The organism is Parahoeflea olei, from assembly GCF_001703635.1.
GTDB classification, from domain to species: domain Bacteria; phylum Pseudomonadota; class Alphaproteobacteria; order Rhizobiales; family Rhizobiaceae; genus Hoeflea; species Hoeflea olei.
The window spans coordinates 287,764-300,016 of record NZ_LQZT01000034.1 but is presented as its reverse complement, the minus strand read 5'-3'; the positions used below and the strand labels follow the sequence as shown (position 1 = coordinate 300,016).

Here is a 12,253-nt window from a genome sequence, read left to right as displayed (position 1 = left end):
AAGAGCCGCTTATGGAGCTGACGATTCTGCCCGTCACAACTGCGCTCTGGCCGCAGCTGGAGACCCTGTTCGGGCCGCAGGGGGCCTGTTACGGCTGCTGGTGCAGCTATTTCCGGCTGGCGCCGCAGGCGCGCGCCGCGATGGCCAAGGAAGACAAGAAGGCGCTGCTCAAGGCCGCCACCGCGGCGGAGCTGCCGCCCGGCCTGATCGCGCTCGATGGCGATGAGCCGGTGGGCTGGGTGCAGGTCACCCCGCGCGCCCATGTGCCGCGCTGGAACACCACCCGCACCGTCTCGCGCCCGCTCGACGGGGACGATCCGGACGACGCGGGGCTGTGGGCGATCTCGTGTTTCTTCATCCTGTCGAAGCGCCGCGGGCAGGGCATCAGCCACGCGCTGCTTTCCGCAGCCGTCGATCATGCGCGCGGCAACGGCGCCCGGGCGGTCGAGGCATGCCCGATCCGTCAGGCCAGCCAGTCGAAGTCGGTCGGCCTGTTCGTGGGCTCCGCCGCGGTGTTCGAAAAGGCCGGGTTCGAGACCGTGGCCGAACGCAAGCCCGGCCGTCCGCTGATGCGCAAGGTGATGGCGTGACCGCGCCAGCAGGGTTTGGCCGGGCGGACGAAAGGTCGTGCGCGTCAGTCAGGGGCCTGGGCGAAATGCGCGCGGATCACTTCTTCGGCATGGGGCCAGTCGGACGGCAGCACGACATCGTCGCCGGGATTGGGGGCGAGTGCCCGGAACGTGTCGTTGGCGATCAGGTTGAGCAGCAGCGCCTGCGGCACGTGGCTGCGCACCGAGTTCAGGTTGATGAAGATGTCGTCGATGAAGACCAGCCTTTGGGGCCGCTCGCCATGCAGCGCAGAGACCGCGGGGCCCTTGGCGGCTTCGGTGGCGATCATCGGATAGTCGAATCCGTATTTGCTGAGCAGGCCCCGCCTGAGCGCCCGGTGGCGTGGCGGCATCGCCGTCAGGAACACGATGTCGGCATCGCGCGCCAACCGCTCGAGGCTTTCGGCAGCCCGGGGCACCGGCGTCTGCCAGGCGTCCTGGGCGGCGAAGAAGGCTTCCTCGAGCCGGGCCACCTCCGCATTCGGGGTTTCGCTGCCATCGGCAAGGCTGAACACGTTGCCGTTGAGGCGGAACGAGGTCGCCCGCAACTCGTGGCCGTTGGCCACGAGGAAGGCCTGGAAGGGCGTGATGAATTCCAGCACCACCTCGTCGATGTCGCAGACGATCAGCGGGCGGTCGGTGAGCACCAGCTCGTCATGCTCGGCGTCGGGAATGAGCTTCATTGCGCCTCGTCTCCGCCGAGCGCGCGAAACGCCTGCACCACGGCTTCGGGCCGGGTGTCGGTGGCGGCGCAGAAGTCCATCAGCGTCGGTTCGTGGCTCATCAGGAAGCCGAGCACCCCGGCGAGGAAGCCGGGCTCGCGCGCGGCCTCGCGCAGGTTGTCCGCTTCAAGCCCGGTCAGGGCCAGGAAGCGGCCCATCAGCTCCGGTTCGCCGGCAAGCCAGACGAGCACCGAGATCGCCGTTTCTTCCGCATGCGCCATATTCTGCTTCACCTTCGTTTCGACATGGTCCGTATTCGCAACGATGGATTACCACTTTTTCAACCTAATGGAACTAAGGTGGGGCCGTTGACTGGAGATGCCGCCCGAAATCGGCGCAGGCAAGGGCGGCGTGACGCAGATGGTTCCGGCCGCCTGCCACCGGCGACAACAGGGTCCGGAAGGCGCGCTGCCTGGCCGGGCCGGGGATGGGAACGCGAATGACAAAGCAGGTGATGATTGTTGAGGACAACGAACTCAACATGAAACTCTTCCGGGACCTGATCGAAGCGTCGGGCTACAAGACCATCCAGACCCGCAACGGACTGGAGGCGATGGATCTGGCCCGCCAGCACCGTCCCGATCTGATCCTGATGGACATCCAGCTGCCCGAAGTGTCCGGCCTCGAAGTCACCAAATGGCTCAAGGAGGACGACGACCTGCACGTGATTCCGGTGATCGCCGTGACCGCATTCGCCATGAAGGGGGACGAGGAACGCATCCGCCAGGGTGGGTGCGAGGCCTATATTTCCAAGCCGATTTCCGTTCCGCGCTTCATCGAAACCATCAAGACCTACCTGGGCGATGCCTGAGAGCGGAGAGAACCCATGACCGCGCGCATCCTGGTGGTCGACGACATACCCGCCAACGTCAAGCTGCTCGAAGCCCGGCTGATGGCCGAGTATTTCGACGTGCTGACTGCCGGTGATGGCTATGCGGCGCTGGCGATCTGCGACCAGACCACGGTGGATCTGGTGCTGCTCGACATCATGATGCCGGGCATCGACGGATTCGAGGTGTGCGAGCGACTCAAGACCAATCCGCGCACCGCCCATATTCCCGTCGTCATGGTGACCGCGCTCGACCAGCCCTCCGACCGGGTGCGCGGGCTCGAATGCGGCGCGGACGATTTTCTCACCAAGCCCGTCAACGATCTCCAGCTGATGGCCCGGGTGAAGAGCCTGATCCGCTTCAAGGCGCTCAGCGACGAACTTCGCCTGCGCGCCGAGACCGCGCGCTCGATTGGCATCGAGACCCTGCTCGCGCCACACCAGAGCCAGCTCGAAGAGCCCGGCATGGTGCTGCTGGTCGACAGCCGCGCCCATTCCCAGGACCGCATGAACCGCGCCCTCCAGGGCATCGCCGAGGTGACCGCGATCGGCGATCCGCAGGCGGCCTTGTTCGAAGCGGCGGAAAAACCCTACGAACTGGTGATCGTCTCGTCCTCGCTCGAGGACTACGATCCGCTGCGGCTGTGTTCGCAATTGCGCTCGCTGGAGCGGACTCGATTCATTCCCATGCTGGTGGTGGCCGAGCAGGGTGAGGAGGAGATGGTCAACCGCGCGCTCGAACTCGGCGTCAACGACTACCTGATGCGGCCGCTCGACCCCAACGAACTGATCGCCCGCTGCGTGACCCAGATCCGCCGCAAGCGCTATTCGGACAGTTTGAGATCCAGCCTCACGGAATCGGTCGAATTTGCCGTCACCGACGCGCTCACGGGGCTGAACAACCGGCGCTATCTCGACACCCATCTGGCCACGCTGGTCGATCGCTCGCACCGGCGCAACCGGCCGCTGTCGGTGCTGATCGCCGATATCGACCACTTCAAGGCCTTCAACGACACCCATGGCCACGAGGGCGGCGACGACGTGTTGCGCCAGTTCGCCCGGCGCCTGCAGGGTGCGGTGCGCGGCGCGGATCTGGCCTGCCGCTATGGCGGCGAGGAATTTGTCGTGGTGATGCCCGACACCACGTCCGACATCGCGGTCCAGGTCGCCGAGCGGCTGCGCGCGGAAATCGCCACGGCGCCCTTCAGGGTCTCGGCCTCGGGCGCGCTCGTGCATGTGACCACCTCGGTGGGCATCGCCACGCTCGAACAGCAGGGCGAGGGGGCGCATGCGCTGCTGCGCCGGGCCGACAAGGCGCTCTACCAGGCCAAGCATGACGGTCGCAACCGCGTGGTCGGCCAGGCCGCCTGACGCGGCCGGCATTGCCGCTATCTGCGCTTCTTCTTTAAAAGCAAGTAATAACAAATAATTGCGCCTTGGCTTTCGCCGCTGGCGAGGTTCTCGGCGCTGTCATTGGCCGTGCCGCGGCCAGCTTTGCTGGACAGTGCCCGCGGAACCGCAAGCTGCGCCCGGATTGTCCACTGAAAACGGCGATTCGCACGCCCGGATTAACCACAATCGTGGACAGACTTGATAGAGGGTTAAGAAACTATTGATTTTTTTTGGGATTGGGACAAAAGTCCTCTCAACACACCGCGTTCGGCACTGTCAATGCGACATCTTGCATTTGCCAGTGCTTGCGAAAACCCCATGATGTTCAGGTCCGCCGCATCTCCTGGGTCGTGGGGTGGCCGGTCGAGATCGATGCACAGTGGCATCCTCGTTCCACGCATTCATTTTGATCGGCCTTCGACACAAAAAACCCGCTTCCGGAAGGAAGCGGGTTTTTTGTTGTCTCGATCTCGTCGCCGCCCGGAGGCGGGGCAAGCCAGGATTACTTGATCTTGGCTTCCTTGAATTCGACGTGCTTCTTGGCAATCGGGTCGTACTTGGTCTTCACCATCTTGTCGGTGAAGGTACGGCTGTTCTTCTTGGTAACGTAGAAAAAGCCGGTGTCGGCGGTCGACAGGAGCTTGATCTTGATGGTGGTCGCCTTGGCCATGGTGTCTTGCCTTCTTCAAAAATGAAGCCGCGGACAGCACACATGGCCCCACGGCGAAACTTGGGCGGAACCTACAAAAGCGCCGCCGAAAGTCAAGCCCGTTTTGGGCCGAGCAGGATGCGAAACAGGCTCAGGACCACATAAAGAGCAAAAAAGAACGCCAACGACCAGGCAAAGCCGTGGTGCCCGGCCACATCCATGGCCACGCCGATGGTCTGCGGGCCCACCAGCATGCCGAGCGCGTAGCAGAACACGAAGGCCGCGTTGGCCGAAGCCAGCTCGGCCCCGTGCAGCTTGTCGCCCAGATGCGCGAGCCCCACCGTGTAAAGGCCCGCCACGCAGCCGCCCCAGAACAGAAGGATGGTGGCCGTCACCACCCAGTTGTGGATCAGGAACGGCAGCGACAGCGAGCCGACCAGGCCGATGATCGCAAACAGCGACAAGAGCCGGCGGCGGTCGCCGATCCGGTCGGCAATCAGCCCGACCGGGATCTGGAACAGCACATTGCCGAGCCCCATCATCATCAACAGCAGCGCGCCCTGCGATTCGGTAAAGCCGGTGCGCGTCGCATAGACCGGAAACAGCGACAGGCCGCCCGATTCGACCGCGCCGAACACGAACACGGCGGCGGTGGCGGTCGGCACCAGGAACACATAGCGCAGGAATGGGTGATTGGGTCCGGTTTCGATCACCGGATTTTCCTTGCGCGCCATCAGGATCGGAACCGCGGCGAGCAGGATCACCCCGGCGCCGATCACAAACGGCAGCGGCCCGTCCGAGCCGATCACGGAGAAGATCAGCGGACCTGCGGCAAAGCCGAGCGAGAGCACCGTGGCGTAGATGCCGAGCACGAGCCCGCGGCGCGAGGGCGGGGCGGCGGTGTTGATCCAGAATTCCGACAGCACGAACAGGATGGTGATGGCGCCGTGGAAGACGAGGCGCAGCGGAAACCACATCCACAAGGCCTCGGCGAAATAGAAGCCGAGCGCGCTGGCCGCGGCCGCGACCAGCGACAGCACCATGGCGCCCACTACGCCCATGCGCTTGGCGATCAGCGTGGAAAGCGGTGCAGCCGCCATGGCGGCGATCCCCGCCATCGCCGAGTTGATTCCGATCATGGTGGGCGACACGCCGCGCTTTTCCAGGATGACGGACAAAAGCGGCAGCCCCAGGCCGAGGGCGATGCCGACAGCCGTGATCGCCGAAACGGCTGCGATCAATGCCGGCCAGTGGATCTCCTCGCGGATCGCCGGGTTGCGTGAGGAAGTCTGATCCATCTGGTCTGGCCTTAAATCAAGTCGCGAACGAAACGTCCGTGGCGGAAATAGTAAAACGGAACCGTTCTGCCAAAGGGTAGGGACGGGTCTTCCTCCAGCGCCTGCACCAGATCGGACAGGATCACCTTGGTGATCCGGGGCAGGGGATGGCTGTCATGGGCGTCGATGGGAAGCCAGCGGAGGTCGTGCAGTTCCACGCTGTCGCGGACTGCCGAGGGGTCGAGCTCCAGCTCGTCGCAGAAGCACGCGAAGAAGCGCGTGTCATAGCGCCGCGGCTGGCCGGGCGGCGTGATCGCTCGGGCAAAATAGCGGAAATGCGAGACGTCAGGCCGGAAGCAGTCGGCGTGCTCGGGCGGCGTCAGCGACAAATGCGCCTCTTCCTGCATTTCCCGGGCTGCGGCGACGGCAAGCCCGCAGGCCGCGCTTGCCTGGAACCGGGTGCGGGTGCGCTGCATCAGCTTGTCGGCGACCGCGTCGCAGAGCGGGCGCGCCATCGCCGTGCGGTTGTCGCCCGGATCGCGCCGGCCGCCGGGAAAGACGTAGAGATCGGGCATGAAGGCGTGGCTCTTGCCGCGCTTGCCCAGCAGCGCGCGCGGCACCGGGTGGCTCCGGTCGATGAGAATCAGGGAGGCGGCGTCGCGCGGCGTGCGCGGCGCATGGCGCTTGGCACTGGTCCGACTGCGGTGATCTTCGGTCAGAAGATCGAGCTTCGCCGCACTCGCGTCGTTCATCGCGCATCCTCATAGGCGGGGTCGGCGAGCATCGGTTCCTCCGACTCGCCGCCGAACCCATGCATGCGCAACCCCCATTGCAGGCCGATGACACCGCCCTTGAGCGACGGCAGCATCGCCAGCGTCAAGACGACCGTGATCGGGATCCAGATCATCAGGTGCTGCCAGCTTTCCAGCACCAGCCAGGTGTCCGTTGCCATGAAGCCCGCGACCACGATATGGCCGACGATGAAAATCGCGAGATAGGGCGGAAAATCGTCGGCACGATGGTGGAACATCTCCTCGCCGCATGCGGCGCAGGCATCCACCGGCTTGAGGAACGCCCTGAACAGCCGGCCTTCGCCGCAGTGCGGGCAGCGGCCCAGGAGGCCGCGCTTGATCGCCAGGCCTGTGTTGCGGGGCCCTTTTCCGGTGTCGTTGCCTTGGGTCGTGCCGCCGAATTCGAGCATCCTACTTCTCCTGGTTTGACCGGACGCCCGGTGGCGTCGCGGCTGATAGTCTCTGCCGGCGGCTCAGCGTTTGCCGCGCGGCGGGCGGGTTCCGGGCTTCTTGGCGCCGCCCCGTCTTGTCTTGCCGGACTTGTGAAACGATTTCGTGCCAGCGGGCATCTTGCGGCCTTCGCTGAGCATTTCGAATCGCATCGATCCGGCCAGGGGGATCACCTCCACCAGTTTCACCTCCACCGCGTCCCCGAGCCGATAGCCCAGGCCCGTCCTGTCTCCCGTCAAGGCCTGATGAGCCTCATCGTAGATATAGTAGTCAAGTCCCAGAGTTGATACCGGAATAAAGCCGTCTGCGCCAAATTGCGGCAGACTGACGAAAAGGCCCGATTTGGTCACGCCGGAAATGCGCCCGTCGAAAGCTTCGCCAAGGCGGCCGGCGAGATGGTGGGCAATCAGCCGATCCACGGTTTCGCGTTCGGCGGCCATGGCGCGGCGCTCGGTGGTCGAGATTTCCGCGGCGATGTCCTCGAGCGCGGATTCCTCGGCCGGGGTGATCGCGCCTTCGCCCAAGCCGAGGCTGCCAACCAGCGCGCGGTGCACGATCAGGTCGGCATAGCGCCGGATCGGCGAGGTGAAATGCGCGTATTTCATCAGGTTCAGACCGAAATGGCCGATATTCTCCGGCGAGTAGATCGCCTGGCTCTGGCTGCGCAGCACCATCTCGTTGACCATGATCTGGTGCGGCTCGCCCGCCGCGCGCGCAAGAATGCCGTTAAACGCGCTGGCGCGCACGGCAGCGCCGCGGGCGAGCGACAGGCCGATCGTGCCCAGGAATTCGCGCAGGACTTCCTGCTTGGCGAGCGAGGGCTGGTCGTGCACCCGGTAGATCAGCGGCTGGCGTCGCTTTTCCAGCGTCTCGGCCGCGGCCACATTGGCCTGGATCATGAATTCCTCGATCAGCCGGTGGGCGTCGAGCCGCTCGGGCACGATCACCTTGTCGACCTTGCCCTCGGGCGTAAGCAGGATCTTGCGCTCCGGCATGTCGAGATCGAGCGGCTGGCGGCGGTTGCGCTCGCGCTTGAGAACCGCATAGGCGTTCCACAAGGGCTTGAGCACCGGGGCGAGCAGCGGCCCGGTCTTGTCGTCGGGGTGGCCGTCGATCGCGGCTTGCGCCTGCTGGTAGGACAGTTTGGCCGCACTCTTGATCATTACCCGGTGGAAGCGGTGGCCGATCTTGCGGCCCTCGGCGGTAAACACCATCCGGAGCGCCAGCGCCGGTCGATCCTCGCCCTCGCGCAGCGAGCACAGGTCGTTGGAAATGCGCTCGGGCAGCATCGGCACCACCCGGTCGGGGAAATAGGCCGAATTGCCGCGCTTCAACGCCTCGCGGTCGAGTGCGGAGCCGGGACGGACATACCAGGAGACGTCGGCGATGGCGACGGTGGCGATGATGCCGCCGGGATTGTCGGGCGAGGGGTCTTCCTCCGCATAGACCGCGTCGTCGTGGTCCTTGGCGTCGTAGGGGTCGATGGTCACCAGCGGCACGTCGCGCCAGTCCTCGCGCCCGCCCGACAGCGGCGCGGGCTTTGCCGCTTCCGCGGCCCTGATCACCTCGTCGGGAAACACATGCGGAATGCCGTGGGCATGGATGGCGATCATCGAGATCGCCTTCTCGCTGTCGACGGAGCCGAGCACCGCCTGCACCCGCGCGCGTGGCAGGCCGATGCGCCCGGGCCGGGCGGTTTCCGCCTCGACCAGATCGCCGTCGCGAGCCGCCCCGACACTGTCGGCCTCGATCGCATACTCCTCGCCGCGCCGGTCGATCGGCATCAGCCGTCCGCCGCCCTCGGGGGAGGCGCGGAACACGCCGAGCACGAGCCCCTGGCGCCGGTCGAGGATCTTCATGATGCGCGCGGTGTAGACGATCTTCGAGCCGTGGCTGTCGGCGAAGATCCGCGCCAGCACCCGGTCGCCGATGCCGGCGGCGACAGAGGGTGTGCGGCTCTTGCCGCGGGCGCGCCCGGCATTGGACTGGCGCACCGTGACGACCGGCGCCGCGCCGTGATCCTCAAGCCATTCCGCAGGCCGCGCGACGAGATCGCCGCCGGTGTTGCGCTGGGTGATCTCGAGCACGGTGACCGCCGGCAGGCTGCCGGGGCGCCTGAGCATCTTGCGGTCGCGCTCGATCAGCCCCTCGTCCTCAAGCTCCCGAAGCAGCGCCTTCAGCTCCGTGCGCGTGTCGCCCTTGAGGCCGAAGGCCTTGGCGATGTCGCGCTTGGAGGCGCGGTCGGGGTTTTCAGCCAGGAACCGCAGGATCGTGTCGCGGTCGGGCAGATCGCCCCGGCGGAAGGCCGGCCGCTCGGCGCCGGCCTCCGGCCCCGTGCCTGCGCTCGATTTGCCGGCCGGAACGCCGGCGGCGCGGGATTTGCGGGGCGATTTGGCCAAAGTCAGTCCTTCTTCGCCTTGGCGGCGGGTTTCTTCTTGGCTGCGGTTTTCTTGGCCGGCGCCTTCTTGGCGCCGTCCGTTTTCGCTGCGGCCTTCTTGGCCGGGGCCTTTTTCGCCGCGGCCTTCTTCGCGGGGGCCTTCTTGCCCGAGGCGCCGGCCTTCGCCGTGATCAATTCCAGCGCTTCCTCGAGCGTCACCTCGGTCGGAACCTTGTCCTTGGGCAGCGTCGCATTGACCTTGCCCCAGTTGACATAGGGGCCGTATTTGCCATCGCGCACGGTCACCTCGCCGCCGTCGGGGTGCTCGCCGAGCGACTTCAGTGCCGCCGGCGTGCCGCGGCCGCGGCCCGGACCCTTGGCCTTCTTCTCGGCGATCACGGTGACGGCGCGGTTGAGCCCGATCGAAAACACGTCCTCGATCGATTCGAGATTGGCATAGGTGCCGTCATGCAGCACGAACGGGCCGTAGCGGCCGAGCCCGGCGGAGATCATCTTGCCGGTCTCGGGATGCTGGCCAATGTCGCGCGGCAGGTTGATGAGCGCGAGCGCCTTTTCGTGGTCGATGCTGTCGGGCGCCCAGCCCTTGGGCAGGCTCGAGCGCTTGGCCTCCTTGCCGTCGCCACGCTGCACGTAAGGGCCGAACCGGCCAGAGCGCAGGGTGATGGGCTCGCCCGTGTGCGGATCCTTGCCGAGATCCTTCGGCTCGTTCGACAGCGCCGCCTCGGCCTCGCTCTGGTCGTTCGACAATTGCCGCGTGTAGTTGCACTCGGGATAGTTGGAACAGCCGACGAAGGCGCCGTAGCGGCCGAGCTTGAGCGACAGGTTGCCGGTGCCGCAGGTGGGGCAGATGCGCGGGTTCGATCCGTCTTCGCGGGTCGGAAACACCAGCGGCGCCAGCGCCTCGTTGAGCGCGTCGAGCACCTGGGTGACGCGCAGCTCCTTGGTCTCGTCGATATGGGCGTGGAACTCGGTCCAGAATTCCCTGAGCACGTCCTTCCAGGCGAGTTCGCCCGCCGAGATCCGGTCGAGCTTCTCCTCGAGATCGGCGGTGAAGCCGAACTCGACATAGCGCTCGAAGAAGTTTTCGAGGAACGCGATCACCAGCCGGCCCTTGGCCTCGGGCACCAGCCGGCGCTTGTCTATGGTGACATAGTCGCGGTCGCGCAGCGTCGCCAGCGTCGAGGCATAGGTCGAGGGCCGGCCGATGCCGAGCTCTTCCATCTTCTTGATCAGCGAGGCTTCGGAATAGCGCGGCGGCGGTTCGGTGAAGTGCTGCGTGGCGTTGATCTTCTCGCGCGCCAGCGCTTCCTGCGCGTTGATCTCGGGCAGGCGGGCATTGTCCTCGTCGTCGCCATCGGGCTGCTCGCCGTCTTCCTTGGCGTCGGTATAGGCGGCAATGAAGCCGTCGAAACGGATCACCGAGCCGGTGGCGCGCAGGCCGGCGGTCTCGCCGCCCTTCTTCGCGGTGATCTCCACGGTGGTGCGCTCGATCTCGGCCGAGGCCATCTGGCTGGCGATGGCGCGCTTCCAGATCAGGTCGTAGAGCTTCCACTGGTCGTCGTCGAGATAGCGCTTCAGATCGTCGGGCGCGCGCTCGAACCCGGTCGGCCGGATCGCCTCGTGGGCCTCCTGCGCGTTCTTGGCCTTGGTGGTGTAGATGCGGGGCTGGTCGGGCCGGTAGCGCTCGCCGAAGCGCGAGACGATGGCGGTCCGCGCCTCCTCGATCGCCTCGGGCGCCATCTGCACGCCATCGGTACGCATATAGGTGATGAGACCGACGGTCTCGCCGCCGATGTCGATGCCTTCATAGAGACGCTGCGCCACCTGCATGGTGCGCGAGGCGTTGAAGCCGAGCTTGGAGGAGGCGGCCTGCTGCAACGTGGACGTCGTAAACGGCGCAGGCGGGTTGCGCCGCGTGGGCTTGGCCTCGACGCTGTCCGCCACGAAGGAGGCGCCTTCGAGCATCTCCTTGATCCGGCCGGCGCGGTCGCCGCCGGTCACCGACATCCGGGTCATCTTCTCGCCGTCATGGGCGGTGAGCCGCGCCGTGAAACCGTCGCCGCGCGGGGTCTTCAGCTCGGCGGAAATTTGCCAGTATTCTTCGGCGGTGAAGCGTTCGATCTCGCTTTCGCGGTCGCAGACGAGCCTGAGCGCCACCGACTGCACGCGGCCGGCCGAGCGGGCGCCCGGCAGCTTGCGCCACAGCACCGGCGACAGGTTGAACCCCACCAGATAGTCGAGCGCGCGGCGGGCCAGATAGGCGTCGACCAGCGGCGTGTCGATCTGTCGCGGCGCGTTCATGGCGTCGAGCACCGATTTCTTGGTGATCGCGTTGAAGACGACGCGCGAGACGGTCTTGTCCTTGAGTGCCTTCTTCTTGTTGAGCACCTCGAGCACGTGCCAGGAAATGGCTTCCCCTTCGCGATCCGGGTCGGTCGCCAGAATGAGGTTGTCGGCGCCCTTGAGGGCGTCGGTGATGTCCTTGAGCCGCTTGTTGGAGGCGGTATCGACCTCCCACGACATGGCGAAGTCCTCGTCGGGCAGCACCGATCCATCCTTGGCCGGAAGGTCCCGGACATGGCCGAAGGAGGCCAGCACCTTGTACCCGCTTCCGAGGTATTTGTTGATCGTTTTTGCCTTCGCAGGCGATTCGACTACCACTACATTCATAAGGTTGCTCGCACTCAAGCCCAAAAATCCGGCATGCCGCGCGAATTCGCGCCGTACCGATTTGGCCCACGAAATGTACAGGGAAATCGGTTCGGTCAAGCCCAAGTTCCGATTTCGGTCCATTTCACAACCCGAATACAACCAATGCGCGATTGCAACCATATTGCAATTTAAGATATTTCGACTATCGTGAAGAGGTCAGTTGCAAGGCAGCCTGCGTTGCACGGTTGCGGCGAAAATCGAGGACGCAAAGATGCCGAGCCGGCCCCCGCAAGTTTCCCTGGACAAGGCCCGAACCGAGCAAAATCTGACCTATATCAGGCAGATGCTGGCTGAATTGCGCGCCGTTGCAGCCGGCGAGGAGGCCGACATGCTGTGCTACCTGATCGAGATGGCCTATATCGAAGCCGGCGATGTGCTGGAGGGCGAGAGGCCGGTCAATATCGCCAAAACGCTGATATGAGGGG

The 12,253-nt window shown here is 65.4% G+C and carries 12 protein-coding genes; 4 read left to right on the top strand and 8 right to left on the bottom strand.

Features of this window, described 5'->3' with window-relative positions; genetic code table 11:
• Positions 1-11: 11 nt before the first annotated feature.
• Positions 12-590, top strand: a complete 579-nt coding sequence (locus AWJ14_RS16265) for a GNAT family N-acetyltransferase (RefSeq protein WP_066181466.1) — start codon at positions 12-14, stop codon at positions 588-590.
• Between the two features lie 44 nt (positions 591-634).
• Here AWJ14_RS16265 and AWJ14_RS16260 read toward each other — a convergent pair whose 3' ends face one another.
• Positions 635-1,291, bottom strand: coding sequence for a hypothetical protein (locus AWJ14_RS16260; protein ID WP_066181463.1), 657 nt, complete (start codon positions 1,289-1,291; stop codon positions 635-637).
• Positions 1,288-1,551 carry a DUF3572 domain-containing protein gene (locus AWJ14_RS16255; protein ID WP_066181460.1) on the bottom strand — a complete coding sequence of 88 codons (264 nt, stop codon included), beginning with the start codon at positions 1,549-1,551 and terminating at the stop codon, positions 1,288-1,290. The genes AWJ14_RS16260 and AWJ14_RS16255 overlap by 4 nt, the downstream gene beginning before the upstream one ends.
• A 218-nt stretch (positions 1,552-1,769) precedes the next feature.
• Between AWJ14_RS16255 and AWJ14_RS16250 the strand changes: the two genes are divergently transcribed.
• Together AWJ14_RS16250 and AWJ14_RS16245 are read left to right on the top strand one after the other, a co-directional pair.
• The gene (locus tag AWJ14_RS16250) at positions 1,770-2,141 is read left to right on the top strand and encodes a response regulator (protein ID WP_066181458.1); all 372 of its coding nucleotides are present in this window, start codon (positions 1,770-1,772) and stop codon (positions 2,139-2,141) included.
• Positions 2,142-2,156: 15 nt separating this feature from the next.
• Positions 2,157-3,530, top strand: coding sequence for a PleD family two-component system response regulator (locus AWJ14_RS16245; protein WP_066181455.1), 1,374 nt, complete (start codon positions 2,157-2,159; stop codon positions 3,528-3,530).
• Positions 3,531-4,053: 523 nt separating this feature from the next.
• On the opposite strand, the gene rpmG is transcribed toward AWJ14_RS16245, so the two are convergent.
• The 6 genes from rpmG to topA form a co-directional block, all read right to left on the bottom strand.
• Positions 4,054-4,221, bottom strand: a complete 168-nt coding sequence (gene rpmG / locus AWJ14_RS16240) for a 50S ribosomal protein L33 (protein ID WP_007197024.1) — start codon at positions 4,219-4,221, stop codon at positions 4,054-4,056.
• 92 nt (positions 4,222-4,313) lie between these two features.
• The gene (locus AWJ14_RS16235) at positions 4,314-5,498 is read right to left on the bottom strand and encodes an MFS transporter (protein WP_066181452.1); all 1,185 of its coding nucleotides are present in this window, start codon (positions 5,496-5,498) and stop codon (positions 4,314-4,316) included.
• A gap of 11 nt (positions 5,499-5,509) precedes the next feature.
• A complete protein-coding gene (locus AWJ14_RS16230) occupies positions 5,510-6,229 on the bottom strand; it encodes an NUDIX hydrolase (protein WP_245304312.1) in 720 nt (239 codons plus the stop codon).
• On the bottom strand, positions 6,226-6,678 hold the full coding sequence (locus AWJ14_RS16225; RefSeq protein ID WP_066181449.1) for a DUF983 domain-containing protein: 453 nt from the start codon (positions 6,676-6,678) through the stop codon (positions 6,226-6,228). The genes AWJ14_RS16230 and AWJ14_RS16225 overlap by 4 nt, the downstream gene beginning before the upstream one ends.
• 63 nt (positions 6,679-6,741) lie before the next feature.
• Complete coding sequence (rnr, locus tag AWJ14_RS16220) at positions 6,742-9,117, bottom strand: ribonuclease R (protein WP_066181447.1); 2,376 nt, start codon at positions 9,115-9,117, stop codon at positions 6,742-6,744.
• Between the two features lie 2 nt (positions 9,118-9,119).
• Positions 9,120-11,786: a type I DNA topoisomerase gene (topA, locus tag AWJ14_RS16215; RefSeq protein ID WP_066181749.1), complete on the bottom strand. Its 2,667-nt coding sequence runs from the start codon at positions 11,784-11,786 to the stop codon at positions 9,120-9,122.
• A gap of 253 nt (positions 11,787-12,039) precedes the next feature.
• On the opposite strand from topA, the gene AWJ14_RS16210 reads away from it, so the two are divergent.
• Complete coding sequence (locus AWJ14_RS16210; RefSeq protein WP_066181444.1) at positions 12,040-12,249, top strand: hypothetical protein; 210 nt, start codon at positions 12,040-12,042, stop codon at positions 12,247-12,249.
• Positions 12,250-12,253: the final 4 nt, after the last annotated feature.